This is a genomic window from Haloarcula sp. CGMCC 1.6347, assembly GCF_037078395.1.
In the GTDB taxonomy this organism is placed as follows: Archaea; Halobacteriota; Halobacteria; order Halobacteriales; family Haloarculaceae; genus Haloarcula; species Haloarcula amylolytica.
Genome location: NZ_JAYMGX010000002.1, coordinates 641,841 through 668,434, shown reverse-complemented (window position 1 = coordinate 668,434; position 26,594 = coordinate 641,841). Strand labels below are relative to the sequence as shown.

Below are 26,594 nucleotides of genomic sequence, written 5' to 3'. Positions count from 1 at the left end.
CCGGGCTTATGTCTCCGCCGCGGGAACGTCGCGTATGCAGATTCGCGTGTACGACGAGGGGGCTACCCAGGACTGCCTGCTCGTCCTCGGCTGGGGGAACCGGTGTCGACACCGGAACGTCCAGTGGCTCATCGACCAGCTTGCGGCAGCGTACCGCGTCCACGCCGTCGAACTGCCGACACACATCTCCGACTACCGGCGGGAGTGGGTCGGGCCGATTCAGGAGTACACTACCGACCTTGACAGGTTCGACCTGCTCGGGCACAGTGCGGGCGGGCTGACAGCGGCCCACCTCGACGCCGATGGCATCGGCAATCGGGTGTACCTGAGCCCATGGTGGGACAGTGACTTCCCGGTTCCGGGGCCGATGCTCGACGCTATCGCGTCCCTGCCAATCACGAGACCGTTCATCCCGATTGACACGCTGGACGCCGATTCTATCGGCGACCTGGCGACGGCCCGGCAGCTCGCGGACGCCCCGTCGTCGGTTTCACCCGCCTTCCTTCGGACGGTGCTGCGGGCACAGCGGTCGCTTCCCCCGGCCCGGGACGCCGCCGCGGCGTTTTGCTCGCTCACGGACACAGTCGTCGACCCGCGTGCCGTCGGCGAGCGCCTGCCGGCCGACCGCATCCGGCTGTACGACGGCGGCCACGAACTGTTCTCGTCCAGCGGCCGCGAGGACACCGTCGAGGTGGTCCTCGACGCGTTACAGCACGGCCCCGACATGCTGTGAGTGTGGCTGTGACCGATTCGGCACGACCTGGCCTGGCGGGGCCGAGACGAAACCCTCTCACCATTGCGGCCACGACTACTCGTCACGATGGAGTGCGACAAATGCGGCGAGAACGCGGTGTTACACGCGGCCTATTCCGGGCTTCACCTCTGTGAGTCTCATCTCTGCCGAGCGGTCACGAAACGGGTCCGCCGTCGCATCCGCGAGGACGGCCTCGTGTCCGACGACGCCACGGTTGAGGACCCAGAGACCTGGGTCATCGGCCTCTCGGGCGGCAAGGACAGCGTCGTCCTCACGCAGATTCTCCACGACACGTTCGCCGAGGACCCCCGCATCGAACTGGTCGCCCTTTCTATTCACGAGGGTATCGAGGGCTACCGCGACGCGAGTCTGGAGGCCTGCGAGGAGTTGACCGACGACCTCGGCATCGAACACGTCACCGTCTCCTACGCCGAGGAGTTCGGCGTCCAGATGGACGACGTCGTCGAGGACGACCCCGAGGGGATGGCCGCCTGTGCCTACTGCGGCGTGTTCCGTCGGGACCTCCTCTCGGAGTACGCCGAGGAACTCGACGCGGACAAACTGCTGACCGGCCACAACCTCGACGACGAGGCCGAGACGGCGCTGATGAACTTCCTCGAAGGCGACATCTCACAGATCGCCAAGCACTTCGAGGCGTCGCTCGGTCCGTTTGACTCGTCTGCGGACGCGCCTACAGAACAGACGCGCGAGGCGCAAGACCACCACATCCCCCGGGCGAAGCCGCTCCGTGACATCCCGGAGAAAGAGGTCGCGCTGTACGCTCGATTCAAAGACCTCCCAGCACACATCACCGAATGCCCCCACGCCGATGAGGCCTACCGCGGGGAGATTCAGGAGCTCATGCTCGGACTGGAGGAGAACCACCCCGGCACGCGTCACTCGATTATGGCTGGCTACGAGAAGCTCGCCGCGTTAGCCGCCGATACCTACGGCGGCGAGAACGGCGACACTGACTACGGCGAATGCGACAACTGCGGCTCGCCGACGGCGCGGGACCTCTGCCGGAAGTGTAATCTGCTGGACGCGCTGGAAGCGGTCTGAGCGAAGTCTCGTTTGTCAGACACCGCTGAGCAAAAGCGTCGCTCACGACCGAAAAACCGAAAGAAGAATTGCGGACGTCGCTACTTGTTCGTCCGGATGACGTCGAGTCCGTTGTTCTTCTCGCGCTGGTCCTGTCCGCCGTCGGTCTCGCTGTAGCCGGTGGTTCGACCGCCGCTGTTCTGACTCCCGCTGTTCGGGGCGGGGCTGTCGAAGCTCTCGACGTTGTCGGACGCGTCGAATGACGTGTCGTCACCGACTTCCTGAATCGCCTCGCGGGACTTGTTGGCCTGCTTCTGGGTCGTCGGACCGAGCACCTGGGCGGACTGGACGCCGGTCATGATAGCCATGACCCGCACCTTGCCCTTGTACTCTTCCTGAATCCGCGCGCCCCAGATGACGTTGGCGTCGGCCTCGAGCCGCTCGGTGATGTTCTGTGCGATGCCCTCGGCCTCCTTCAGCGTGAGGTCCGGACCGCCAGTGATGTGGACCAGGCCGCCGCTCGCGCCGCGGTAGTCCACGTCGAGCAGCGGGTGGTTCATCGCATCCTTGACGACCTCTTCGGTCTTGTTCTTGTCCTGGGTCTCGCCGACCAGCATCACCGCGACGCCGCCCTGGTTCATGATGGACGTCATGTCGGCGTAGTCGAGGTTGATGAGGCTCGGTTGAGTGATAGTCTCGGAGATGCCCTTGACGGTCTCGGCGATGATCTGGTCCATCACGGAGAACGCCTTGCCGATGGGCAGGTTCGGGACGTAATCGAGCAGACGGTTGTTGTCCAGCACGATGATGGAGTCCGCTTCGTTGCGGAGCTTCTCCAAGCCTTCTTCGGCCTTGACCGTCCGCGCTCGCTCGACGTTGAACGGCGTCGACACCATGCCGACGACGATTGCGCCCTGTTCCTTGGCGATCTTCGAGACGACCGGGGCTGCACCGGTCCCGGTTCCGCCACCCATGCCGGCGGTGACGAACACGAGGTCAGCGTCGCCCAGCACTTCCTTGATGGTGCCCTGTGCCATCTCCGTGGCGCGCTCGCCCATCGACGGGTCGCCACCGGCACCGAGGCCGTTGGTGAGGGACTTGCCGACCAGAATCTTCGTGTCGGCTTCGATCATCTTGAGGTGCTGTTTGTCCGTGTTGATGGCCACGGTGTCAGCGCCCTCGACGCCGATGTTGTACAGGCGGTTGACGGTGTTGTTGCCGGCGCCACCACAGCCGACGATGACGATGCGCGGGTCTCCGAACCCGTCGACGTCCTCGTCGGACATCTTCTTCTTTTCTTGCTCGTCGCGTTCGAGGGCCTCGTTGACGATATCCTGCATCGTTACACCTTGGCCCAGGACCGCTTCTTTTCGGAGGCCTGTTCGGAGCCTTCCTCGGCGAGCATCTCCCGCACCGCCGAGCGAATCGCTTCGCTCCGATTGGGGTACTCGCCCGTCTCGACCATTTGTTCGACCTCTTCAATCTGCTGCTTCGGAATCCGTAGTGTCACACGCTCCATGTTTGGTAGTTTCCCCTTGGGTAAGACGGCCCGGACGGGACCTGTTTACGCCCCGCACGAGTGTTTACACAGCGAAACCGCAGTACGAGGGCGGCATCCCCTCGCGTTCGCCGCTGTGTAAGACGACCGTCTTACGCAGAATAAACCACTGACCCTGATGTATTAAAACTTACGGGCAGTGTCATACACTTTCCCGTTTACGGCATCTGAGGGTGTCTATCGCGTGCAAACGCTGATTTAGGTCTGGTCGAGGACATCCGCCGCAGGCGTTCGTCTCCCACAACCCGGGCAGAATCCCCAGTCCGACCGGAGTTCATCGCCGCAGTCACAGAACACCCGGCGGGACGCCTTCTCACCGCAGTTCGGGCAGTAAACGTGGTCAGAACCCAGGTTTTCACCACATTGCGCGCACGTCTTACGTTCCTCCGTCTCGGCTCTGTCCCGTGTTTCCGCTTCTGTCTTACGCCCACTCGTATCAGACGTTTGACTTTCGCCGTGGGACCGTCCGCCCTCGGTGCTTTCCCCTCGGCCGCCGGCGCGCTGTCGGTCGGTTTCGGCGCTCGCTGTCCCCGCGCTTACGCCGTCTAACGAGATGTTTACGTTGACATCCTGCGGTTGCGAGCGGGGCTGTCGCGTTTGCAGCCGGTCGGCGATGATACTGTCGACGCGGTCTTCGATGAGCTCGTCGATCGTCTCGGCGTCGGTCACGGACTCCGACGCCGCCGACGGTGGCTCCGACGCCGCCGACGGTGGCTCCGACGCTGACGGTGACGCGTCTCCGAGGTACTCCCGGAGCGCTTCGCGCATGACCTCGCTCTTCGAGGCGTCGAACGCCTCGAGTTGGTCGATGAGGTCGTCGTCAGCACGGAACGTTATCTTACTCATCGGGCTCGATGAGGGTATTATACAGGCTGGTATTTTAATCTTCCCGCGCTGTCTGACGCCCGTCAGCTACCGGCATGACGCCGTAAATCTCCTCCCGGTCGGATTCCGCTCGTAGACCGCTTTGACTTGTCTCTCGGAGGATCGGGAAGCGGGGTCAGACGTGTCTGACACCGGCCGGTGTGTCACCCCGCGTCGTGTGACCGTTCGGCGCACCCTCCGCGAATAACAATCCTTAAGTCTGGACGGCGGGGTATTTTCGGGTGTCGACCGCCCTTAGCTCAGACTGGTAGAGCAGTCGACTGTAGATCGACTTGTCCCCCGTTCAAATCGGGGAGGGCGGATTTTGGTATCCGAATCCGCGAGCGTAGCGAGTGCGATGAGGGTCGAAAATTCAACCGACCCGATTTCGTGCTCGGAGGGCGCGCGCAGCGAAGTGAGCACGTCCTCCGGTGTTCAAATCGGGGAGGGCGGACTTGGTTTTCAGCCGAATGATAGCTGATAGCGTACGCCACGTTTTCGTGGTGTAGAAATCCTCTATCTCTAGAACACGTCCTGTGCAGTGCTACCGAGCAAGACCTTCGAGACGCCCGAGCGCTTGCGTCCGCCGACGACGATCTCATCACTGTCCAGCTCTGTCGCGGTACGGACGATCTGTTGGGCAACGCCGCCGTCGGCAACCATTCGAGTCACGGAGACGCCGGCTTCTTCCAGTTGATCGGCTGCCTGGACGGCGGCGTCTACGTCACCGAACGCCACCTCCTCGGCATCGGCGAATTCGTCGGGCGGCATCACGTAGAGCACTGTCGCCTCGGCGGTTGCAGTGGCATCCGGGAGTCGTGAGACATAGCTTGCTTGATTCGATGCGCGCGCTTCGTTCCTGTCGACGGGTACGAGTACACTGTACATCTCCCCTAGATATGTTAGCTCAAGTGAACTAAACTATGACACAAATTCCCGCGGGGTAAGAAAACCAGTGTGGCAGCCCACGTCGACCGACCAGAGGCGCGGAATGTCCCGCTGTAACGCGCTCGAAGCAGCAGATGCCCCGGCTCTCGAACCAGAACAAAAGCGCGGGGATCACGAGGGCTGTTGGAGATGAACCCGACAGAATCTCGAATCGAACTGCGCGTGTCGGCTTGGCGTGGCGTTAGAACCGCTCGCTCATCGCCGCCAGCCCGGCGTCCACGTTTACGGCCGTGCCCTGCTCACCGAGCGCGTTGCCCAGCGCCGCGAGCAGGTAGCTGACGTTCTGCCGGCGGGCCGAATGACCCATACAGCCGATACGCCAGATATCCCCCTCCAGTGCGCCTAAGCCGCTGGCGATTTCGAGGTCGTACTCGTCCAGCAGGTGTTGGATTACCGCGCCGTCGTCAACGCCGTCGGGCACGCGGACGGTGTTCAGGCTCGGGAGCCAGAAGTCGTCGGGGGCGTTCATCTCCAGTCCCATGCCCTCGACGCCGGCTTTCAGCGCGCCAGCGACGCGCAGGTGGCGGTCCCAGCGTTCTTCGATGCCTTCCTCGGCGACGAGCCGAAGCGCCTCACGGAGCGCATACACGTTCGTAATCGGGGCCGTGTGGTGGTAGGCGCGCTCCTCGCCCCAGTACCCTTCCAGCAGCGAGATGTCCAAGTACCACGAGCGGGCCTCGGACTCGCGGGAGAGGACCTTGTCCATCGCGTCGTCGTTGAGCGTGAGCGGGCTCGCGCCCGGCGGACAGGAGAGGCACTTCTGGGGGCCGGAGTAGGCCACGTCGATGCCCCACTCGTCGACGCGGAGTTCGACGCCGCCCAGCGAGGTCACGCTGTCGGCGATGACCAGCGCGTCGTTCGCGTGGGCGATGTCCGTCAGCTCGGGCACCGACGGCTGGAGGACGCCGGTGCTGGTCTCGGCGTGGACGAATCCGAACACGTCCGGGCTGTGTTCGTCGAATGCCGCTTCGACCGCCGACGGGTCGAGCGGCTGGCCCCAGGGAGCGTCGACAGTGACGACGTCGCCGCCGGCTCGCTCGGCCATGCTCGCCATCCGGCCGCCGAAGTAGCCGTTCGTCGGGACGAGCATCGTATCGCCCGGTTCGACGACGTTTCCGATGGCTGCCTCCATCGCCGCGGAGCCGGTCCCGGAGACCGGAATCGTCCACTTGTTGTCCGTTCGGAACGTGTACCGGAGGAGGTCCTGGACCTCGTCCATAATCTCGATGAACGAGGGATCGAGGTGGCCGACCAGCGGCGTGCTCATCGCCTTGAGCACGCGCGGGTGCACGTCGCTCGGGCCGGGACCCATCAGCGTTCGATCCGGCGGTGTCAACTCACCGACAGCAGGTGCCTCATCCATACCGTGTGTTACCCGGTGACTGGGCATTAAAATCCGCGGTCACGACTCTCTGGTCAGGGCAGGGTCGGCTTCACAACTTCGCTGGGACGACAACTCTCCAACTCCAAAAATATCCTTCAAACATCACTTTTGTGTTGCCAGTCACCAGCGACTACCACCCTCTCCCATAATCGTAACCGCAAGACAGCGCCGATATGAAGCGCATGAACGATCTGCCCTGTTTTTAGTCTCGTACTGCCAAGGGAGCGTGTGGTCGTCGATGGGATTGTTCGATAACGCTGCGTCCCCTGGGGAGGAACCGAGACGCCGGTACACCTGTCTGGTCTGCCAGGCGTCGTTCGACGTTCAGTACCACGCGTGTCCGGACTGTGGTGCGTACGACATCCGCCGGACGAAGTGGCTCACGTAGCCCCCGGCGTCCACGTTGGCACGTCCACCGGACTGCCTGCTATCGGGCTACACTGCCCTTTTTTAGATTGGTGCCGCGTACCACAGCCACCAAGTGACCGCCGACGGTACGGCTGTACGTGAACCGACGACAGTTAGGGACGACAGGGTACGACGTGACAGCTGTCGGACTTGGGACTTGGAATATCGGTGGTGACTGGGGCGACGTCTCGGCGGCGGAAGGACGGGAAACGATCCGCACGGCGCTCGACGCCGGCGTCGACTTCATCGACACTGCCGACGTGTACGGCGACGGCTTCAGCGAACAGCGCATCGCCGACGTGCTCGACGAACGCGAGGTCCGCGACGAGGTGACCGTCGCGACGAAGGCCGGCCGCCGACTCGACCCCCATACGGCCGAGCGCTACAACTACGACACCCTCTCCGAGCACGTCGACCGCTCGCGGGAGTACCTCGGGGTCGACACGCTCGAACTCCTGCAACTGCACTGCCCGCCGACGGACGCCTACTACCAGCCGGAGACGTTCGACGCCCTCGCGCAGCTGAAAGACGAGGGGAAGGTCGAGCACTGCGGCGTCAGCGTCGAACGGGTCGAGGAAGCGCTGAAAGCCATCGAGTACCCGGAAGTCGAGACGGTCCAGATTATCTTCAACATGTTCCGCCAGCGGCCCGCGGAGCGGTTCTTCGAGGCGGCCAAGCGCCGCGACGTCGGCGTCATCGTCCGCGTCCCGCTGGCCTCCGGACTCCTGACCGGCAACCTCTCCCGGGACACGGAGTTCCCCGAGAACGACCACCGGAACTTCAACATCGAGGGTGAGGCGTTCGACCGCGGCGAGACCTTCGCCGGCCTCCCGGTCGACGCGGGCTTCGACGCCGTCGACGAACTCCGCGGGCACGTCCCCGAACGGATGACGATGGCCCAGATGGCGCTGCGCTGGATTTTGGACCACGACGCGGTGTCGACCGTCATCCCCGGCTCGACGAACCCGGACCACGTTCGGGCGAACGCAGCGGTCAGCGAGATGGACCAGCTCTCGAATCAGGTCCACGGCGCGGTGCGTGACATCTACGAGGAGTACGTCTTCGACGACGTCCACCACCGCTGGTAGTCGCCGCTTCGCCGTATCAGAACCTGACGGGATTTGACGACCTATCGAGTACGCCGCGCCTCGCACCGGTAACTGCTTCTCGGCCTCCGGCAGTCACCGGCCCCCATGCCTGCCATCGCAGGCGTTCGTTCTATTCCCGTGGCTCGTGACCTACGCACTGTGCGTCCAGTTCAGCTAGTGGGTAGAATCCGTGTCACCGAAACGCGCTCCCGACGCCGATGAGTGGTATCGCGACCGGACGCGAGATCGTCCGAACGGTTCGCGAGGAAGATGTCCCGTTCATGGCAGCCAGTATCGCCTACTACGCGATCGCATCTATCGTCCCGCTGCTCGCGCTCTCGCTCGCCGTGCTCTCCACGTTCGGGGGCACCGCCACGCTGCTGGACCTGCTCCGGACGGTTCTCTCCGAGAACGGCGAGGTGATTCTGACGGAACTGCTGGAGAACACGCGCGGCCACGGGGCGACCGGGACCCTGAGTCTGGTGTTCGTGGCCTGGAGCGGCAGCAAGGTGTTCCGCGGTCTTACAATCGCCTTTACCGAGGTGTACGGCGAGGTCACTGAAATCTCGTTGCCGGCCCAGCTCGTCCGCAGCGCAGTTGTGATGGGAGTGCTATTCGGTGCTGTCGTCCTGCTGTCGGCCACCAGCGTCGCGCTCACGTACGTCCAGTTTCAGATCCCATATCCGACGCTGGTCGGCAATCTCACCGCGTTTGCCGCCCTCGTTGTCTCGTTCGTCCCGATATACTACGTTCTGCCGCCGGTCGAGACGTCATTCACACACGTCGTGCCGGGGACGCTGGTAGCCGCAGCAGGCTGGATCACTATCCAGGTCGGGTTCTTCTACTACGCCGGAACCGCTGGCCGGTACGCAGCCTACGGCTACCTCGGCGCGCTGCTCCTGTTTGTCACGGCGCTGTATCTGGCCGCCATCGTGTTGCTGCTCGGTGTCGTCGTCAACGCGACGCTGGACTGGTAGCGTCGGTGGGCCGGCCCCGTCAACGGCGCGCCTTGTACTGCGCGGACGCGGGTCCGTCGCGGCGGTTGCGTATGCAAGCACATCGGTGATGCCCGTACCGCCGGTAGCAACGACTGCAATGTCTACGATCCAACTGACCGACGACGACGTTGGCAAGACAGTTGTCACGAGTACCGGCGACGAAGTCGGCATCGTCAGCGGGTACAGATACGGCACCGCTCACGTCGACCCCGACCCCGGGCTGAAGACGACGCTCATGACGAAGCTCGGCTGGGAAGACACCGACGAGGATGACGGCTATCCGTTACAGGCCGACGCCGTCGAGACGATTACCGAAGACGAAATCCATCTCAGCTCGGGCCTGTAAGGAATCCGGGACTGTTAGACGGACGTATCGAGGACCAATGCCGGGTGGGCAAACCCGGCGTGAAACCGTCCCGTACAGGGGAGCATGGGACGGTGGGCGTCGGGAGAGTACGAGCACGCACTGTGCTCGCATACAGTCTTCCGTGCGATCCGATGTTTGTTATACAGCTCTTTACGTGGTGATAGTGGACAGGCTGGGCGACAGGGGGACGCTACTGCACGTCGGTCACGTCAACTGGAAATACATCGCCGTTGCACACCGAAACTGGTGCTCCGGCAGGTGTTACAGCCGTTGGCTCCGATCATCATGACCGGTTCCGGCGAACTAGCCACCCGCTACCGACCGGACTGTGGTGAATCACTCTTCGGTGGTGAGTTTCGGACCGGGCTTCCAGGTGTTGCCTTCGAGGACAACGAGGTCGTAGCGTTCGAGCACCTGCAGCGTATCGACGACCGCCTGGGCGTCGAAGGAGACCGTCATATCCTCGGGCAGCTGCTGGGCAATTGCACTGCGTGTCCCACCGTCCATCCGGACCACCGTGTCAAGCAACTGTTCGAGGTCGTCGAGTAGCGAGACGAGCGACGTCGACCCCTCGTCTTCTGTCGCCAGTTTCGACATGACTTCGTCGTAATTCCCCGATATCTCCATCGATACTGACACGGTCTCGTCTTCGATGTCTTCTTCGTCTCCCATAGGGGCAAATATATGCACACTTGTAGAAATACGTTTCCATATTTGTTACAACAGACGCATTTACCGGCTGTTTCACTGCAAAAGCGAGTTGTATGGATGTTATTAGGAGTCCAATATATGTAGTTATAACTGCGTTCGAGAACGCTCTTTAGTCTAATATAAATCCAAAATCATCTATTCTGTAGTAGAATCTTCCCATCTACTCCCTAAATGTCGGAGTTATTGAATATATGTCGGATATTTACATCTATATTCTCAACCAAATCTGTTACCGTGGTCTCGGTAATATCACACCACCAAAGACGCACTGCCCTGTTGTGATCGTTCGGATAAGTCGAACGATATCAAAAGCGCCTGCGTCGTAGCGTAAGCACGGCCCAGTGGCAGCTAACTAGTCCACGTCAACTGGTACCCTGCTGCTGGGCCGGTGTATCCGCTCCCACCAGCGACACACGCTCGGGCAGTCTGTCCTCACTTGTCCTGTCGGATAACAAAAGTACGGTTATTATTCCTCTGTACTGAACAGTCTCCTGTCTCTCCCGCTGGCGGGGCTATCGGCGAGCCACGGTGCCGTGGAACACTGCCAGTTTCAGCATACGGAACAAACAGCGCCTCGATCGTGTTTACTCCCGGTGCGCTCTGTGTTTGCCGGCAATGGACTGTCATGATAGGAGACAGCGGCAAGCGCGTACAGCTACATATCGCCCATTTCGCGGGACGGTGTAGTCCGATGGATGGCCTTCCGTTGCGTTCACTGTATTCGGTATCTGTTCGAGAATACGAACCGTCGACAGCGGGCACTCAGTGGCCGTATGCTCCGCAACCGGGGCACGCAGAAGACACAGTCGACCAAATCTATATTTGGGTGGCCGTCACACATCGAATATGGCGTTTAGCTTGACGGCCGAGCAGACGGCAGTCCGAGAAGCGGTGCGTGAATTCGGCGAGAACGAGATCGAGCCGCTCGGAAAGGAATGCGACAGGGAGAAGCGCTACCCGGAGGAACTGATGGAGCAGGCGGCACAGTACGACCTCATCGCGCCGGAAGTCCCCGAGAAGTACGGCGGCTCGGGGATGGACAGCCTCACCGGCGTCGTCGTCACCGAGGAGCTGTGGCGGGCCGACCCGGGTATCGGGAGCGCCATCGGCTCCCGTGGCTTCGGTTCGAGCATGATCCAGAAGTACGGCGACGAGTGGATGAAAGAGGAGTGGCTGCCGAAAATCACTAGCGGGAAGTCGGCGTGTGCCAGCGCTATCAGCGAACCCGCCCACGGCTCGAACGTGGCCGGCATCGAGACCTACGCCGAACGCGACAGCGACGGCTGGGTGCTTAACGGTAACAAGATGTGGATTACGAACGGCACCGTCGCCGACGTGATGGTCGTGATTGCCAAGACCGACCCCGACGCCGGCCACGAGGGCATCAGCGCGTTCCTCGTGCCGACGGACACCGACGGCCTGGAGGCCGAGAAAATCGACAACAAGCTCGGCATCCGCGCGTCGGACCTGGCCGAAATCATCATTGACGACGTTCGCGTCCCCGAGGAGAACCTCGTCGGCGAGGAGGGCGCTGGCTTCTACCAGCTGATGGACTTCTTCGCGAGCGGGCGAGCGAATGTCGCCGCGCAAGCCGTCGGCACCGCTCAGGCCGCTCTCGACGACTCGGTGCAGTACGCGAACGAGCGTGAGCAGTTCGGCCAGCCAATCAGCGAGTTCCAGGCCATCGAACACAAAATCGCGGAGATGGCGACGAACGTCGAGGCCGCCCGGTCGCTCACCTACCGCGCCGCCAGCGCCATCGACGAGGACAATCTCGACGTTGCGACGAAGTGGGCCAGCATGGCGAAGTTGTTCGCCAGCGAGCACGCCGTCGACGTGGCCGACGAGGCGATTCAGGTCCACGGCGGCGCGGGCTACGTCACCGACCACAACGTCGAGCGCTACTACCGCGACGCCCGTATCACCAAAATCTACGAGGGGACCAGCGAGATTCAGAAGAACATCATCGCCGACCGCGTGCTGTGAGACTGCACTGCGGCTGAGAGACCGCGCAGCCTACCGCCGGAGCGTCAGGAACTCGGCCGAAAAGACGGCTTCGTCGGCCTGATTCAGCGCGGTGACCTCAGTCCGGACGACGCCCGTCGCAACCGGGTGGTCTCGCCGCTCCTTGTCGACAATCTCGGCCTCGACGTGAATCGTGTCCCCCAGAAACACCGGCTTGACGAACCGGAGGCGGTCGAGCCCGTAGAACGCGACCATGTGCCGCTTTTCCGCCTCGTCGCGGGCCTGCCACAGCAGGCCAGTGACGACCGAGAACACCAGTGCGCCGTGGGCGATGCGCTCGCCGTACCCCGAGTCGGCCATCCGCTCTGCGTTCGTGTGGAGGTGATTGAAGTCCCCGCTGACGCCCGCGAAGTTGACCACGTCGGCCTCGGTGATGGTTCGCCCCGACGTGGTGAAGCCGTCGCCGACTTCGACCGCGTCGAACTCACCGGCCATTGTACCGTCCCTCGCAAGCGACTGCGGAACGACGCTTCGGTTTCTGGTCGAGTTGCCACTGCCGCGTCCGCACCCGCCGGTTCCGGAGCGGTCTGCTACTGTTGCTGGACATGCACGTCGTCACCGTGTCCCGCGCCGGTGATAACGTTACCGGGGCTCCCCGGTCGTTCTCCCACTACCACGGAGTTGCGCAACAGCCACAGCCGACGCTAGCTGTTCAACTATATTCAACGGAACCCGGCAGAGAGCACTCAGGACGTAGCTTTATTGGGGATGCCCGAGATGTCCGAAGCGATGTCAAAGCCACACACGGAGCGGTTTAGTCTGGAGGGCCAGCGGGCGATTATCACGGGCGCATCGAGCGGCATCGGCCGGGCAATCGCAGAGGAGTTCGCGGCCGACGGGGCGGACGTGGTTGTCTGCTCGCGCGAGCAGGACAACGTCGGCCCCGTCGCCGACGAGATCAACGACAGCGACCGGCCCGGCGAGGCGGTCGCTATCGAATGCGACGTGACAGACCGCGAGGCCGTCGAGGCGCTGGTGGAGGCGACCGTCGACGAGTTCGGCGGGCTGGACGTGCTCGTGAACAACGCCGGCGCGAGTTTCATGGCCGGGTTCGACGACATCAGCGAGAACGGCTGGAAAACCATCGTCGACATCAACCTCCACGGGACCTACCACTGCACGCAGGCGGCCGGCGACGCACTGGCCGACGGCGACGGCGGGACGGTCATCAACCTCTCCAGCGTCGCCGGCGAACAGGGCGCGCCGTACATGAGCCACTACGGGGCCGCCAAGGCCGGCGTCAGCAACCTCACGTCGACGCTGTCGGCGGAGTGGGCTGACCGCGACATCCGCATCAACTGCATCGCGCCGGGCTTCGTCGCCACGCCGGGCGTCGAGTCACAGATGGGCGTCAGCGCCGACAACATCGACCGCGAGGCCGTCGAGCGCCGCATCGGCCTCTCGGAGGAAATCGCCGACATCGCGCTGTTCCTCGCCAGTCCGGCGTCGTCGTACATCGTCGGCCAGACCATCACGGCCGCCGGCGTCCCGCGGCTCGAAGAGACGCCCGACATCTGAGCGCCGGGAGTTCCAGCAACGACGGCCGGAGGCCGCGGCGTCACTCCCGCTCCGGGATGCCGAGCCAGTCCGGCAACTCCCGGAGGTCGTCGAGCGCGATATCCACGGCGGGTCCGTCCTCAGCCCCGTAGGCGACCGTCCACAGTCCCGCCTCCGTCCCGCCGTCCATGTCGTGCTCGTAGCGGTCACCGATCATCACGGCCTGTGCCGGTGTGACCTCGGCCTTTTCCAGCGCCGTTTCGAACATCGCCGGGTCGGGCTTGGTCCGACCGACGGTCTCCGAGGCGGTGTACGAATCCATCGCGTCCCAGACGCCGAAAGCCCGAAGCAATTGCTCGCCCTCGTCGTCGTCCACGTCACTGATGACACCCTGATGGAGCGGCGCGTCTGCCACGGCCTCGATGGCAGCGATGGCGTCGGGATTGGGTTCGGCCCGTTCGTCGCGGATTCTCCGGAACAGCGATTCCCACTCGGTTTCCTCAGGGTCGACTGTCAGAATTTCGTCGACTGCCAGCCGGTAGCCCTCGCGGGCCGGCCGGAACGCCGTCCCGTCGCGCTCGCGGAAGTACGTTCCGAGGACCGACCGCCACTGTTCGAGGGCCGCGTCGGAATCCACGGCCCCTGGATACTCCGCACACAACTGCTCGACAAACTCGCGGTGGGCCGCCCGGACTGACTCCATCCGAAGGATGACGCCCCCGATGTCCCAGAAGACGGCCTCGACGTCTGGACTCTCGCTCACGGCAGCGGCTTGGACTGGCCCGGGTATGAAACTACCGCCGACGCTCGGTGTCGTGGTGGGGACGCCGTGATGACGTACCGGAACACGATTCCGGAAAATAAACGAGCGACCACGCGTTCGCTGTGCTCCAACACTTATGATGTCGACGTGCGAGAACGAGACTGTGCCATGATATCGTTCACCGATTCCGAGGCCGCGACTGAACTCGCCGAGCGCGCCAGAGCGTTGATGGACGAGGTCGTCATCCCGCGGGAGCGCGAACTCGCGGGCGGGACCGCGATCTCGGACGCAACAGTTCGTGACCTCCGCGCGGCCGCGCGAGAGTACGACGTGTACGCCCCCCAGATAGCCGAGGAACACGGCGGCATGGGCTATGACTTCCGGGACGTGTTGCCGACGTTCGAGGAAGCGGGTCGAAGCCTCCTCGGCCCGATTGCGATGCGAGTGGACGCGCCCGACGAGGGGAATATGCACCTGCTGGAGATGCAAGGGACGGACCTCCAGAAATCGGAGTACCTCGACCCGCTCGTCGAGGGCGAGATACAGTCGGGCTTCGCGATGACGGAGCCGATGCAGGGCGCGGGCTCGGACCCGAAGATGATACGCACCACGGCGCAGAAGGACGGCGACGAGTGGGTCATCGACGGCCACAAGTGGTGGACTACCGGCGGCGTCGATGCCGATATCCTGCTCGTCTTCGCTCGGACGGACGAGGACGTGCATCCGTATCAGGGGTGTTCAGTGTTCATCGTCCCGGCCGACGCCGACGGCGTGGACATCGTTCGGAACGTCCCGCACATGGGCAGCCAGGGCGACCCGAAGGGCCACGCCGAAATCGAGTTCAACGGCGTTCGCGTCCCCGAGGAGCACCTGCTGGGCGAGGAGGGCAACGGTTTCCAGCACGTCCAGCAGCGCCTCGGCCCGGCGCGGCTCACCCACTGCATGCGTTTCTCGGGGATGGCCGAGCGGGCGCTGTCCATCGCCAAGGCCTACACCACCGAGCGCCAGGCCTTCGGCGACTCCGTGGCCGACAAACAGCACGTCCGCTTTGAAATCGCCGAACAGGAGACACAGATTCAGGCCGCGCGAGCGCTGGTCCGGGCCGCCGCAGACGCCATCTCGGCCGGGCAGGAGGCCCGCGTCGAGGTGTCGATGAGCAAGGTGTTCGCCGCCCGGGCGACCCAGGACGCCATCGACACCGCGGTCCAGTTCTGCGGCGGCAACGGCATCGGACGGGACCTCCCGCTGGCGGACTTCTACGAACTGGTCAGGACGTTCCGCATCGTCGACGGCGCCGACGAGGTCCACCTGCGTACCATCGCCCGTGAGGCGTTCGAGGACGTGGACAGCGACGAGCTGGAGCCAGTCCGTCGCTACCGGGAGTAGAACGCGGGCCGCCAGCGGAACGGGTCGCTATTGCCCCTCGAACTCCGGTTCGCGGTCGGCCGCGAAGGCCGCCGTTCCTTCTTCGACGTCGTCGGTCGTCAGCAGGAGCGCGAAGGCCTGGCTCTCCATTTCGAGGCCGGCGTCGAGGCTCTCGTCGGCCCCCTCGTTCATCACGCGCTTGGCCTTCCGCAGGGCAATCGGCGGCCCGGAGACGAGGTCCTCGACGAACGCCCCGACTACGCTGTCGAACTCGTCGGCGTCGACGGCCCGGTTGATGAGTCCCCAGTCGGCCGCCCGCTCGGCGGAGATGTGCTCGCCACGGAAGACCAGTTCTTTGGCCCGTGCATCGGTCAACATCCGAATCGCGCGCTGTGTCCCGCCGCCCCCGGGCAGCAGGCCGAGCGTGATTTCGGGGAAGCCGAACTCCGAGTCGGTCGTCGCCACCCGGAGGTCACAGGCCAGGGCGAGTTCCAGCCCCGCGCCGAGACAGTAGCCGTCGATGCGCGCCAGCGTCGGACGGGGGTACTCCGCGACGGTCGTGAACACTTCTGTCGGCTCCGAAGTCTGTGCGGGGTCACGGTCCGCGAAGCCGGAGATGTCGGCCCCGGCGGAGAAGGCGCGGTCGCCGGCCCCTTCGAACACGACGGCCCGAACTTCGTCGTCGTCGACAGATGAGAGCAGGTCCACGACCTCGTCGGCGAGCGTTTCGCTGATGGCGTTCATCCGCGACGGGCGGTCGAGTTCCACCTCCAGCAGCCCGTCGTCGTCGAGCGCCCAGTTGATGGTGTGGTAGTCGCTCGGCCCGTCGCCGGTGCTGTATTCGTGGAAGCCCCGGCCTGCTTCCTTGCCGGTGTGGCCGGCCTCGACGAGTTCGACGAGGTAGTCGGCCGGCTCGTAGCGGTCGTCGCCGTGTTCGTCGTGGAGCGTCCGGAGCTTTTCGAGGATTGTATCGAGGCCGATGTCGTCGGCCCGCCGGCAGGTTCCCTCGGGGAAGCCCGCACCGAGCTGCATCCCCGTGTCGATGGCCTCCGGGGTCGCCACACCGTCGCCGACGAGCTTCGCCGCCTCGTTTGCCATCACTGCTTCGACGCGGAGATGGTCGAAGCCGTCGGCGTCCTCCGGGACGTAATCCGGGCCGTCGCCGTCGTCGTAGTCGTAGTACCCCTCGCCGGTCTTGCGGCCGAGCTTCTCGTTTGCAACTTTCTCTTCCATGATGGGCGGAATCGGCGTCTCGGCCTCCTTGCGGACGTGGTAGCCGATGTCGATGCCGGTCAGGTCGCCGAGTTCGAACGGCCCCATCGGATAGCCCCGCTCGTGGACCATCGCGGCGTCGGCCTGGCGGATGGTCGCCTCGCCCGTCGAGACCATCCAGGCCGGCTCGCTCATGAACGGTCCGAGGACGGAGTTGACGACGAACCCGCGCACGTCCTTGCGGACGTAAATCGGCGTCTTGCCGATGGACTCGACGAACTCGTAGCCGGCCTCGGCCGTCTCGTCGGTCGTCGCCTCGCCGTAGATGACCTCGACGAGGTCCATCTTCACCGGCGGATTGAAGAAGTGCAGGCCCAGCACCGATTCCGGCCGCTCCGTCGCCGCGGCGATTTCTGTGATGGACAGCGAGGAGCTGTTCGTCGCCAGCAGCGCATCCTCGGGCGCTGCGGCGTCGACGGACTCGAAGATGTCCTGTTTCACCGAGAGCTGTTCCGGGCCGGCCTCGATGACGAGGTCCGCGTCGCTGACCGCCGCCTCCAGGTCCGTCGTCGTCCCGATGCGCGCCGCCACGTCGTCGGGGTCCTCGTCGAGTCGCCCCTTCTCAGCGAGCTTTTCGAGCGACCACTCGATTGAGTCGTAGCCGTCCTCGACGAGGTCCTCCTCGATGTCACGCAACACGACGTCGTAGCCGGCGATGGCCGTGACCTCGGCGATGCCGTGACCCATCGTTCCCGCACCGAGCACTGCAACTGTCGCTATCTCTGTCTGCTCTGCTCGCATACGCGTAGTGTCTACTGCAACACATATCAATCATCCCCCTAGCAGCAATCGTGGCTGGTGGTGTTGGTCACGGTGTCATCAGCCAGTCGGGGCTTTCTGGCTGTTTCAATCCACTTCAGGAAACCCGTCCACTCGCCCGGCAGATAATCTCAATCGTCTCTCTTCGTTTTCAGAGCGGTTCGTCGCCCTCGATAATCCGGATCGCGCGGTCGGCCAGCGCCGGGACGCGGTTCTCCATCAGGGGATAGAACGGGTCGTCGGCGTTGCCCTCCAGATAGCGGCGGTAGAACATCTCGCCGAGGGCGGCGAGCTTGTACACGGCGAGCGTCCGGTAGAACCGCTCGTGTTCGAAAGTAAGGCCCGTCTGGGCTTCCCAGCGGTCGACCAGGTCTTGCCGGGTCAGATACCCCGGCGCTTCGATAAACTCCATTGTGAGGTCGGGAATCTCCGGCTTCGGGTCCTTGGCGTCGCGCCAGTACGAGAGCAGCCAGCCGAGGTCGGCCCGTGGGTCGCCCAGTGTCGCCATCTCCCAGTCGAAGACAGCGGCGAGTTCGGGGTCAGCACCGGGGCCGAACATCACGTTGTCGAGTTTGTAATCGCCGTGAACCAGTGTCTCCGGGTGGTCGTCGGGACACTCGTCCTGTAGCCACGAGCCGACCCGCTCCAGTTCGGGGATGGTACGGGACTCGGCCGTCCGCTCGAACGCCCACGCCAGTTGTTTCCCCCAGCGCGTGACCTGCCGCTTCGCATACCCTCTCGCATGGCCGAGGTCGGACAGGCCGACGGATTCGGGGTCCACTTCGTGGATGGCCGCGAGGGTGTCCACCAGTTCGGTGCCGACGGCCTCCCGAGCGTCGTCGTTTGCGAAGCGTTCCGGCTCTTCGTCTCGGATGACGGTCCCCTCGACGCGGGCCATGACGTAGAAATCGCTCCCGATGACCTCGTGGTCATCGCAGGCTGTCACCGTCGGCGGGACCGGCACGGCTGTGTCCTGTAGCGCGTCGATGACGCGATACTCCCGCAACACGTCGTGGGCCGTCTCGGCGGTCTGGCCCGGCGGGGGCCGCCTGACGACCAGGTCCCGGTCGCCCCAGGTAACAAACAGCGTTTCGTTGGAGTGGCCTTGCTCGTGGCGCGCAACGTCGAACGTCTCGACCGGTCCTATTTCCCTCGTGAAAAACGATTCGAGGGCGTCCTCGTCGACCAGCCGTTGGTAGTAGTCGCTGCTGCGTTCCGTCATGGCACCTGCTTCACCCCCCTGTTATGAAAAACTGCGGGTCGTGTCACCGTCCGACGAACTCCGGTCGGCGGTCGGTCAGGAACGCCTCGACCCCTTCCTCGTGGTCGGCCGTCTCGAAGACGATACCTTGCGCCGTCGCCTCGTCACGCTGGGCGCGGTCGAAGGACTTCTCCAGCCCGTCCTGAAGCAGTCGTTTCGAGTGCCGGAGGGCAACGGTCGGCCCATTGGCGATACGGCCGACGGTCGCCTCGACTTCGGACTCGAACGCCGCGGCATCGTAGACGTGGTTGAACAGGCCCAGTTCTTGGGCGCGCTCGGCGTCCAGAATCTCGCCGGTGAACACCAGCTCCTTTGCGACGTTCGTCCCAACGACTCGCGGGAGCAGGTACGACGTGCCGGCGTCGACGCTGAGGCCGACCTGCCGGAACACGAAACCGATGCTGGCCGACTCGCTCGCCAGTTGGATGTCACAGGCGATAGCGAGGTTCGCGCCGGCCCCCACGGCCGACCCGTCGACCTTCGCGACGGTCGGGACCGGCAGCGCGACGACTCTGGCGATGGTGTCACGGGTCCGGCGGGCCAGTTCGCTGACGGCGTCGTCGGTCGGGTCGTCGTTCGTGAGCCGCTCGCTCATCCCCTCGATGTCCCCGCCGGCCGAGAACGACTCGCCAGTGCCCTCGATGACGACACATCGAACATCGGACGCTGTCTCGATAGTGTCGAGGTGGCGCTCCAGCGCGTCGTACACGGGCTGTGTGAGTGCGTTCCGCGTCTCCGGCTCGTTCAGTGTCAGCGTGGCGATACCGTCGTCGATAGAGAGCAGTACGGACTCGCTCATCGGATATCCCTCTGTCGTAGCTGCATGGGGTCGCTTCACAGGGTTCCGGTATAAATTTACCGCCGGTTTACAGTTTCAGCCATCGTCGGCGACGCGCTGGGAGCGCCAGGCCACCGCACCTGGCGGGGCTAGTTTTAACATATCGGTGTGTGTTGACACGGAGTATGCCAGGTGGTGCACCACTCAACCTCCGGTCGTTCCTGTGGCGTGGCGAGAACGTGTTCCCTGACAGCGAGATCGTCTCGCGGACACATCAGGGGATTCACCGGTATACGATAGCGGAGTACGCCGAGCGCGTGCGGAAACTGGCCTCGGCCCTCGAACAGGCGGGCATCGAACGCGGCGACAGAGTCGGGACCTTCGCCTGGAACAACCACTGGCACCAGGAGGCCTACTACGGCGTCGCCTGCATGGGCGCACAGGTCCACATGATTAACCTTCTCCTGCCCGACGAGCACATCCAGCACATCGTGGCCGACGCCGAGGACGAGATCCTCATCGTCGACCCCGTCATGCTGGAGAAACTCGAAGCGGCGTACGACGAGGAGGCGTTCGCCTCCATCGAGCAGTACATCGTGATGGGCGATCAGGTACCGGAGACGTCGCTGGAGCCAGTCGTCGACTACGAATCGTTCATCGCCGACGGCGACCCCGACTACTCCTTCCCGCAACTGCCCGAGGACCAGCCGGCGGGGATGTGTTACACGTCCGGGACAACAGGCAAGCCCAAAGGCGTCGAGTACACCCAGAAGATGTACTGGACACAGGTCATGTCGCTGATGACCAGCGAGGCCGGTATCAAGACCGACGACGTGGAACTGACGTACGTCCCGATGTTCCACGTCAGCGGCTGGTGTCGCCCGTTCACGACTATCGCCGCCGGAGCCAAGACCGTCCTCCCCGGGCCGAACCCGTCGGCCGAGGACCTGGCGAGGCTTATCGAGGAAGAGGACGTGACCGTCTCCGCAGCGGTCCCGACCGTCTTCATGGACCTGCTCGAGTACGCCCGCGAGACCGACGTGGACTTCTCGTCGGTTCGGTACTTCACCAGCGGCGGGTCCGCGACGCCGCGGTCACTGATGGAGGATTACAAGCAGGAGTTCGATGTGGACCTCATCTCCGGCTACGGCATGACCGAAACGTCGCCGGTCACCCACGCCTACGAGCCCAAGCCCGGCATGGCGGACCTTCCGGAGGAGGAGCTGTTCGACCTGCGGAGCCACTCCGCGGGGCTCCCGATCGCCGGCCTGGAGTTCAAAGTCGTCGACACCGACGGCGAGGAAGTGCCCTGGGACGGCGAGTCGCTGGGGGAACTCTGGATGCGCGGCCCGTGGGTCACACAGGAGTACTACAACGCCCCCGACGCGACCGAACAGGCCGTCACCGACGACGGCTGGTTCAAGACCGGTGACATCGTCCGGGTGAGTCCGGAGGGGTACGTCGACGTGGTCGACCGGATGGACGACCTCGTCAAGAGCGGCGGCGAGTGGATAGCGAGCGTCGAGGTCGAAAACGCTGTCATGGGTCACGACGAGGTCGTCGAAGCCGCCGTCGTCCCGGTCCCCCACGAGCGGTGGGACGAGCGCCCCGCCGCGTTCGTCGTCACACGCGACGCTGTGTCCGACGAAGCCGCGTTGCGCCAGGAGATCAAAGACCTCGTCGCCGAGTCGTACCCGTCGTGGTGGGTCCCCGACGCCATCCGACTGGTCGACGGGATTCCCAAGGGCGCGACCGGGAAGTTCTCGAAGCAGACGCTCCGCGACGAGTACGTCGACGAGTCTGTCATCGAAACTGTCGCCGAGAACGCCCCGGCGACGTAACCCGACTGAAGCACGGCGGGACGTTCTGGCTGTCTGGCACAGTATTGACGGCGGCGGCCTCAGTCGCGAGCAGCTATCGCTGCCGGATCAGCCACACCAAGTCCAATCGCGGATAGGTATTTATGCTAGCCCCGCGCACCTTGCGGTATGCGAGCAGCTGTCATCGAGGAGCACGGCGAACCGCTCACGATTCAGGACGTGCCCTATCCGGAGCCCCAGCCGGATCAGGTCGTCATCGAGACAGAAGCCTGCGGAGTCTGCCGGAGCGACTGGCACGCCTGGCAGGGGGACTGGGAGTGGTTCGGCATCCAGACCGGGCCCGGGCAGATTCTCGGCCATGAGCCGGCTGGGATCGTCGCCGACGTGGGCGCGGACGTCGAACAGTTCTCCGAGGGGGACCGCGTTACGGTCCCGTTCCACCTCGGCGACGGGTCGTGCCAGTACTGCCAGCGCGGGCACGCGAACATCTGTGAGACGTCGATGCCGCTTGGCTTCCTCGACGCCGCGCCGGGGGCGTTCGCCGAGGCGTTCCCCGTCCGCGAAGCCGATTTCAACTGCGTCACGCTGCCGGACGCCGTCGACTTCACCGAGATGGCCGGCTTGGGCTGTCGGTTCATGACGGCGTACCACGCACTGACCGACCGGGCGGACCTCAGGCCGGGCAACGCCGTCGCGATTCACGGCTGTGGTGGCGTCGGACTCTCGGCGGTCCACATCGCCGACGCGCTGGGGGCCGAACCGATTGCGGTCGACGTACAGGAGGGCAAACTCGACCGAGCGCGGGACCTCGGCGCGGCGGCGACAATCAACGCCGCCGAGGTGGACAACGTCCCCGGCGAGGTCCATGCGGTCACGGACGGCGGGGCCGACGTGGCAATCGACGCGCTGGGCATCGCCGAGACGTGCCGCAACGCTGTCGGCTCGCTGGACAAGCAGGGAACCCACGTCCAGGTCGGCCTCACGACTGACGAGGAGGCCGGCGAGATCTCCCTGCCGGTGGACACGATGACTCTGCAGGAGATCGACTTCCACGGCTCCTACGGGATGCCGCCAGTTCGCTACGACGAGCTGTTCAGACTCATCGACGCTGGGACGCTCGCCCCCTCGAAGATTGTCGGGGAGACGCTCGCGCTCGAAGACGTGCCGGCCACCCTCTCGTCGATGGGCGAGTACGAGACGGTCGGCATCCCCGTCATCGACGAGTTCTGAGTTACGCCGGCACTGCGCTGCGGTTCGCCGGTCCCTACGAACGGTTCGCTGCCAGCCACTCGACGGCGAAGTCTACCATCGGCTGTTGGGCGAGGAGTTTCGACTCGCCGACGCCGACAGTGCCTGTCTCGACGGCGCTGGAGTGTGCACGCTCGAACGCATCGCCACAGGCTTGGAAGTCCTCATCGTCGAGTTCGATATCCTCCCAGTAGCGCCATTCGCGCTCACCGTCGGCGAGGACGGCACTGGCGTGGTCAGTCGTGTCGGCCTCGATATCGGCGCGGTACTCGGCGAGGTGCAGCGAGGTGTTGGTCGCATGTGACGTTCCGAGAAACAGGACTGTCCCATCACGGTCATAGACCCCGGACAGCGGTGATGCCTCCCCGAGCGAGTAATCGTAGGCGTGACCGCCGACAATGGCCTCGGCATCGGCACCCCATGCGGCGAACGAATGCTGTGGGTGGGCACTCCGGTGGACATCTGGATACGTGCGAAAACACTCGGCGATTGCACCCATTCCTTGCGTTGGCGTCACTGCCGGTCGGTACGGGGGGAACTGCTCGCGAATCGTGTCACCCCACGAGTCCGGGACTGGTGGATGCTCCATATTGTCGGGGTCTCTGTTGTCGGGCGAGTGCGTTGGCATCACCACCGTCCCGCTCTCAGAGACGACACGCTGCAGGGCGTCTACCACCGCTGGTGCGCCACCACAGACCCATCCAAGTTCGGACAGTGACCCGTGGACCAGTACCGTTTCCCCGCTTTTGAGACCCAGCGTACGGAGGTCGCGTGCTATCGAATCCACGGTGACCGGTTCCGCTGAACGGTCGCTTGGGCGCGGCGTGTCCATGAGGGATGATAGCCGAAAGCGGGCATAAGTTTCGTGTTCGCCGGGCCCACAGAGTCGTTATCGTGGGCTACCTGCTGTGGCCCTATAGTTGACAGCTCAGAGCAGTTGGTAGTCGCGCTCTTCGTGCTGGACGGAGATCCACTTGGTCTCGGTCAGTTCGTCCATGATCCACTCGCCGTTGTACCGGCCGAGGCCGGAGTTCTTCATCCCGCCGAACGGGGCGTTGGGTTCGTCCTGAATCGGGTGGTCGTTGACGTGGACCATCCCGGCGTCGATCTGGTCGGCGATGGACCGGCCGTGTTCGACATCACCGCTGTAGACGCCCGCGGCGAGGCCGTACTCGGTGTCGTTGGCGAGTTCGACAGCCTCTTCGTCGGACCCGAACGGGATGACCGGAGCGACAGGGCCGAAGTGCTCGTTACAGGCCGCGGACATATCGTTGGTACACTCCGAGAGAACGGTCGGTTCGAGGAACAGGTCCTCGACTTCGCCGCCCGTTTCCAGCGTCGCGCCGGCGTCGACGGTCTGCTCGATGAACGAGGTGAGCTGTTCGACCTGGCTCTCGTTGATGATCGGGCCGAACTCCACGTCCTCGTCGAGCGGGTTCCCGATGGTCAGCGACTCCGCGTGCTCGACGAGCTTCTCGACGTACTCGTCGTAGACGTCCTCGTGGACGAGGTGGCGATTAATCGAGATACACACCTGTCCCTGATGGCCGAACGCGCCGACGGAGCCGGCCTTTGCGGCTGCCTCGATGTCGGCGTCCTCGGTGACGACGAACGGTCCGTTCCCGCCGAGTTCAAGCGCCGGAAGGGCGAGCGCGTTCCCGGCCTGACTGGCCACGGACCGGCCGACCGCCGTCGATCCGGTGAACGACATCACGCGGGCGGCCGGGTGGCCGGCCATCCGGTCGCCGATGTCGGAGCCGTGGCCCGTGACGACGTTGACGACGCCGTCCGGGAGGCCGGCCTCCTCGGCGATGTCGGCCAGCAGGAGCCCGCCGGTAATCGGCGTGTCCGTCGCGGGCTTGATGACGACGGTGTTCCCCAGTGCGAGCGCGGGGCCGAGCGCCCGCGTCGTGAGGTGTAGCGGGAAGTTCCACGGGGAAATAATCCCGACGACGCCAGCGGGTTCGCGGACGATGTGATGGTCCTTATCCTCGTGATACATCGAATCGCGGACCTCTTCTTCCGGCGGGACCATCTCTAGCGCGCTCTGGAAGTCCGCCATGGCGAAGTTGGCCTCGGCAGTCGCTTTGGCCTGTACACTGCCGGACTCCGTCGCGAGCAGTTCGACGATCTCGTCGAGCCGATCCTGCATCACCGCAATCATCGACTGGACGTACTCGTTGCGCTCCTCGCGCGACAGCGCCGCCCAGTCGGACTGGGCCGCTTCGGCGGCCTGATAGGCGTCGTTGACGTCCCCCTCTGTCCCGGCGGGCACCGCCGCGATTTCCTCGCCCGTCGCGGGGTTAGTCACCGGAATCGTATCAGACGCTCCGGCGTCGCGCCACTCTCCGTCGATGTACAGTTGGCTCCACGCCGTCTGGCTATCTGGTTGTGACATTCCATGCTGTCGACAGCGCTACGGACTTTTAGCACTTTGGCAGCAGGCAAACGCTTAATTGAACCCCGGCCACAGATCCTATATGATCGATTACCTCGGTCTCGAAGGCGACCTCGGCGAGGAAGAGCGGATGGTCCGTGACACGGCCCGGGACTTCGTCGAGAACGAAGTCAAGCCGGACGTCGGCCAGCACTGGATCGACGGGACGTTCCCGACGGACCTCATCACCGAGATGGGCGACCTCGGGTTCTACGCACCGAACCTCGATGGCTACGGGCTGCCGGGACTCAGCGAGACGGCGTACGGCCTCCTGCTGCAGGAACTGGAGGCCGGCGACAGCGGCCTGCGTTCGATGGCCAGCGTTCAGGGTGCGCTCGTCATGTACCCGATTCACGCCTACGGCAGCGATGCCCAGAAAGAGGAGTGGTTGCCGGCACTCGGCAGCGGCGAGCGGGTGGGCTGTTTCGGTTTGACCGAGCCCGAACACGGGTCGAACCCGTCGGCGATGGAGACGACGGCCGAGCGCGACGCCGACGGCTACGTCCTGAACGGCTCGAAGACGTGGATCACGAACGCGCCCATCAGCGACCTCGCGCTGGTCTGGGCAAAGGTCACGTCCGCCGACGGCGACCCCGTTCGAGGCTTTCTGGTCGAGACTGACCGCGACGGCGTCACGACGAACAAGATCGACGAGAAGCTCTCGCTGCGCGCATCAATTACGGGCGAGATCAGCCTGCAGAACGCCCGCGTCCCCGAGGAGAACGTTTTGCCGGGCGTCGAGGGCATGAAGGGGCCGCTGTCCTGTCTCACACAGGCCCGCTACGGCATCGCCTGGGGGACGGTGGGGGCCGCGATGGACTGTTTCGAGACCGCCCACGAGTACGCCACCGACCGCGAGCAGTTCGGGAAGCCAATCGCCGGCTATCAGCTCCAGCAGGAGAAGCTCGCGGAGATGGCGACCCAGATATCGCTGGGCCAGTTGCTCGCTCACCGGCTCGCCGACCTGAAGGAACGCGGTGACCTCCGCCCGGAACAGGTGTCGATGGCCAAGCGCAACAACGCGCGGATGGCCCGCGAGCAGTCACGGGTGGCCCGCGAGATGCTCGGCGGCAACGGCATCACTGCTGATTACTCCCCGATGCGGCACCTGACGAACCTCGAAACCGTCTACACCTACGAGGGGACGCACGACATCCACTCGCTCATCCTCGGACACGACCTGACTGGCATTCCGGCGTTCGAGTAGGGCGGCTGTGGAATCTCTTCCGGGATACGGAACGGCCCCGC

Annotated in this window: 25 protein-coding genes and 1 tRNA gene; 13 read left to right on the top strand and 13 right to left on the bottom strand. The window is 64.3% G+C overall.

Annotated features, from left to right (window positions below):
* The first annotated feature begins 34 nt into the window (after positions 1-34).
* Both VI340_RS11765 and ncsA read left to right on the top strand, forming a co-directional pair.
* On the top strand, positions 35-733 hold the full coding sequence (locus tag VI340_RS11765) for an alpha/beta hydrolase (RefSeq protein ID WP_336328972.1): 699 nt from the start codon (positions 35-37) through the stop codon (positions 731-733).
* Positions 734-820: 87 nt separating this feature from the next.
* Entirely contained in the window at positions 821-1,816 is a 996-nt protein-coding gene (ncsA, locus tag VI340_RS11760) for a tRNA 2-thiolation protein NcsA (RefSeq protein WP_008308109.1), read from the top strand.
* 80 nt (positions 1,817-1,896) lie between these two features.
* Here ncsA and ftsZ read toward each other — a convergent pair whose 3' ends face one another.
* From ftsZ to VI340_RS11745, 3 genes are all read right to left on the bottom strand, one after another.
* On the bottom strand, positions 1,897-3,135 hold the full coding sequence (gene ftsZ / locus VI340_RS11755) for a cell division protein FtsZ (protein ID WP_005537569.1): 1,239 nt from the start codon (positions 3,133-3,135) through the stop codon (positions 1,897-1,899).
* Between the two features lie 2 nt (positions 3,136-3,137).
* Positions 3,138-3,314: a ribbon-helix-helix domain-containing protein gene (locus tag VI340_RS11750; RefSeq protein ID WP_004515010.1), complete on the bottom strand. Its 177-nt coding sequence runs from the start codon at positions 3,312-3,314 to the stop codon at positions 3,138-3,140.
* 237 nt (positions 3,315-3,551) lie between these two features.
* Complete coding sequence (locus VI340_RS11745) at positions 3,552-4,199, bottom strand: double zinc ribbon domain-containing protein (protein ID WP_336358401.1); 648 nt, start codon at positions 4,197-4,199, stop codon at positions 3,552-3,554.
* Between the two features lie 267 nt (positions 4,200-4,466).
* On the opposite strand from VI340_RS11745, the gene VI340_RS11740 reads away from it, so the two are divergent.
* Positions 4,467-4,540 (top strand) — tRNA-Tyr (locus VI340_RS11740).
* Positions 4,541-4,739: 199 nt separating this feature from the next.
* Here VI340_RS11740 and VI340_RS11735 read toward each other — a convergent pair.
* Together VI340_RS11735 and VI340_RS11730 are read right to left on the bottom strand one after the other, a co-directional pair.
* Positions 4,740-5,105 carry a universal stress protein gene (locus tag VI340_RS11735; RefSeq protein WP_336328974.1) on the bottom strand — a complete coding sequence of 122 codons (366 nt, stop codon included), beginning with the start codon at positions 5,103-5,105 and terminating at the stop codon, positions 4,740-4,742.
* 241 nt (positions 5,106-5,346) lie between these two features.
* Entirely contained in the window at positions 5,347-6,528 is a 1,182-nt protein-coding gene (locus tag VI340_RS11730; protein ID WP_336358400.1) for a pyridoxal-phosphate-dependent aminotransferase family protein, read from the bottom strand.
* 259 nt (positions 6,529-6,787) lie between these two features.
* Here VI340_RS11730 and VI340_RS11725 point away from each other — a divergent pair, with 259 nt between their 5' ends.
* From VI340_RS11725 to VI340_RS11710, 4 genes are all read left to right on the top strand, one after another.
* Entirely contained in the window at positions 6,788-6,937 is a 150-nt protein-coding gene (locus VI340_RS11725; RefSeq protein ID WP_008308122.1) for a hypothetical protein, read from the top strand.
* Positions 6,938-7,055: 118 nt separating this feature from the next.
* Complete coding sequence (locus VI340_RS11720; RefSeq protein ID WP_336358399.1) at positions 7,056-8,045, top strand: aldo/keto reductase; 990 nt, start codon at positions 7,056-7,058, stop codon at positions 8,043-8,045.
* 218 nt (positions 8,046-8,263) lie between these two features.
* Positions 8,264-9,022 (top strand): YihY/virulence factor BrkB family protein, encoded by a 759-nt coding sequence (locus VI340_RS11715; protein ID WP_008308124.1) that lies wholly within the window; start codon positions 8,264-8,266, stop codon positions 9,020-9,022.
* Between the two features lie 118 nt (positions 9,023-9,140).
* On the top strand, positions 9,141-9,389 hold the full coding sequence (locus VI340_RS11710) for a PRC-barrel domain containing protein (protein ID WP_442905012.1): 249 nt from the start codon (positions 9,141-9,143) through the stop codon (positions 9,387-9,389).
* Positions 9,390-9,746: 357 nt separating this feature from the next.
* Here the strand turns inward: VI340_RS11710 and VI340_RS11705 are convergent, their stop codons facing one another.
* Positions 9,747-10,082: a hypothetical protein gene (locus tag VI340_RS11705; protein ID WP_008308126.1), complete on the bottom strand. Its 336-nt coding sequence runs from the start codon at positions 10,080-10,082 to the stop codon at positions 9,747-9,749.
* Positions 10,083-10,967: 885 nt separating this feature from the next.
* Here VI340_RS11705 and VI340_RS11700 point away from each other — a divergent pair.
* A complete protein-coding gene (locus VI340_RS11700; protein ID WP_008308127.1) occupies positions 10,968-12,107 on the top strand; it encodes an acyl-CoA dehydrogenase family protein in 1,140 nt (379 codons plus the stop codon).
* A 30-nt stretch (positions 12,108-12,137) separates the two neighbouring features.
* Here the strand turns inward: VI340_RS11700 and VI340_RS11695 are convergent, their stop codons facing one another.
* Positions 12,138-12,581 (bottom strand): MaoC family dehydratase, encoded by a 444-nt coding sequence (locus tag VI340_RS11695; protein ID WP_336328976.1) that lies wholly within the window; start codon positions 12,579-12,581, stop codon positions 12,138-12,140.
* A 273-nt stretch (positions 12,582-12,854) separates the two neighbouring features.
* Between VI340_RS11695 and VI340_RS11690 the strand changes: the two genes are divergently transcribed.
* Positions 12,855-13,664 carry an SDR family NAD(P)-dependent oxidoreductase gene (locus tag VI340_RS11690; protein WP_008308129.1) on the top strand — a complete coding sequence of 270 codons (810 nt, stop codon included), beginning with the start codon at positions 12,855-12,857 and terminating at the stop codon, positions 13,662-13,664.
* A 40-nt stretch (positions 13,665-13,704) separates the two neighbouring features.
* Here VI340_RS11690 and VI340_RS11685 read toward each other — a convergent pair whose 3' ends face one another.
* Positions 13,705-14,406 (bottom strand): HAD family hydrolase, encoded by a 702-nt coding sequence (locus tag VI340_RS11685; protein ID WP_336358398.1) that lies wholly within the window; start codon positions 14,404-14,406, stop codon positions 13,705-13,707.
* Between the two features lie 168 nt (positions 14,407-14,574).
* Between VI340_RS11685 and VI340_RS11680 the strand changes: the two genes are divergently transcribed.
* Positions 14,575-15,792 (top strand): acyl-CoA dehydrogenase family protein, encoded by a 1,218-nt coding sequence (locus VI340_RS11680; RefSeq protein WP_336358397.1) that lies wholly within the window; start codon positions 14,575-14,577, stop codon positions 15,790-15,792.
* A 27-nt stretch (positions 15,793-15,819) separates the two neighbouring features.
* On the opposite strand, the gene VI340_RS11675 is transcribed toward VI340_RS11680, so the two are convergent.
* The 3 genes from VI340_RS11675 to VI340_RS11665 all read right to left on the bottom strand — a co-directional run bounded on the left by VI340_RS11675 (position 15,820) and on the right by VI340_RS11665 (position 19,862).
* Positions 15,820-17,784 carry a 3-hydroxyacyl-CoA dehydrogenase/enoyl-CoA hydratase family protein gene (locus VI340_RS11675; RefSeq protein WP_336358396.1) on the bottom strand — a complete coding sequence of 655 codons (1,965 nt, stop codon included), beginning with the start codon at positions 17,782-17,784 and terminating at the stop codon, positions 15,820-15,822.
* A gap of 169 nt (positions 17,785-17,953) precedes the next feature.
* Positions 17,954-19,024, bottom strand: coding sequence for a phosphotransferase family protein (locus VI340_RS11670; RefSeq protein ID WP_336358395.1), 1,071 nt, complete (start codon positions 19,022-19,024; stop codon positions 17,954-17,956).
* Positions 19,025-19,067: 43 nt separating this feature from the next.
* Positions 19,068-19,862 carry an enoyl-CoA hydratase/isomerase family protein gene (locus VI340_RS11665; RefSeq protein WP_008308136.1) on the bottom strand — a complete coding sequence of 265 codons (795 nt, stop codon included), beginning with the start codon at positions 19,860-19,862 and terminating at the stop codon, positions 19,068-19,070.
* Positions 19,863-20,026: 164 nt separating this feature from the next.
* Between VI340_RS11665 and VI340_RS11660 the strand changes: the two genes are divergently transcribed.
* Positions 20,027-21,682, top strand: a complete 1,656-nt coding sequence (locus VI340_RS11660) for a long-chain-fatty-acid--CoA ligase (RefSeq protein ID WP_336358394.1) — start codon at positions 20,027-20,029, stop codon at positions 21,680-21,682.
* Between the two features lie 147 nt (positions 21,683-21,829).
* The gene (locus VI340_RS11655; protein ID WP_336358393.1) at positions 21,830-22,891 is read left to right on the top strand and encodes a zinc-dependent alcohol dehydrogenase family protein; all 1,062 of its coding nucleotides are present in this window, start codon (positions 21,830-21,832) and stop codon (positions 22,889-22,891) included.
* Between the two features lie 34 nt (positions 22,892-22,925).
* On the opposite strand, the gene VI340_RS11650 is transcribed toward VI340_RS11655, so the two are convergent.
* Together VI340_RS11650 and VI340_RS11645 are read right to left on the bottom strand one after the other, a co-directional pair.
* Entirely contained in the window at positions 22,926-23,741 is an 816-nt protein-coding gene (locus VI340_RS11650) for an aminoglycoside N(3)-acetyltransferase (protein ID WP_008308143.1), read from the bottom strand.
* 96 nt (positions 23,742-23,837) lie between these two features.
* Positions 23,838-25,307 carry an aldehyde dehydrogenase family protein gene (locus VI340_RS11645; protein WP_008308144.1) on the bottom strand — a complete coding sequence of 490 codons (1,470 nt, stop codon included), beginning with the start codon at positions 25,305-25,307 and terminating at the stop codon, positions 23,838-23,840.
* 82 nt (positions 25,308-25,389) lie between these two features.
* On the opposite strand from VI340_RS11645, the gene VI340_RS11640 reads away from it, so the two are divergent.
* On the top strand, positions 25,390-26,553 hold the full coding sequence (locus tag VI340_RS11640; RefSeq protein ID WP_336358392.1) for an acyl-CoA dehydrogenase family protein: 1,164 nt from the start codon (positions 25,390-25,392) through the stop codon (positions 26,551-26,553).
* The last annotated feature ends 41 nt before the right edge of the window (positions 26,554-26,594 follow it).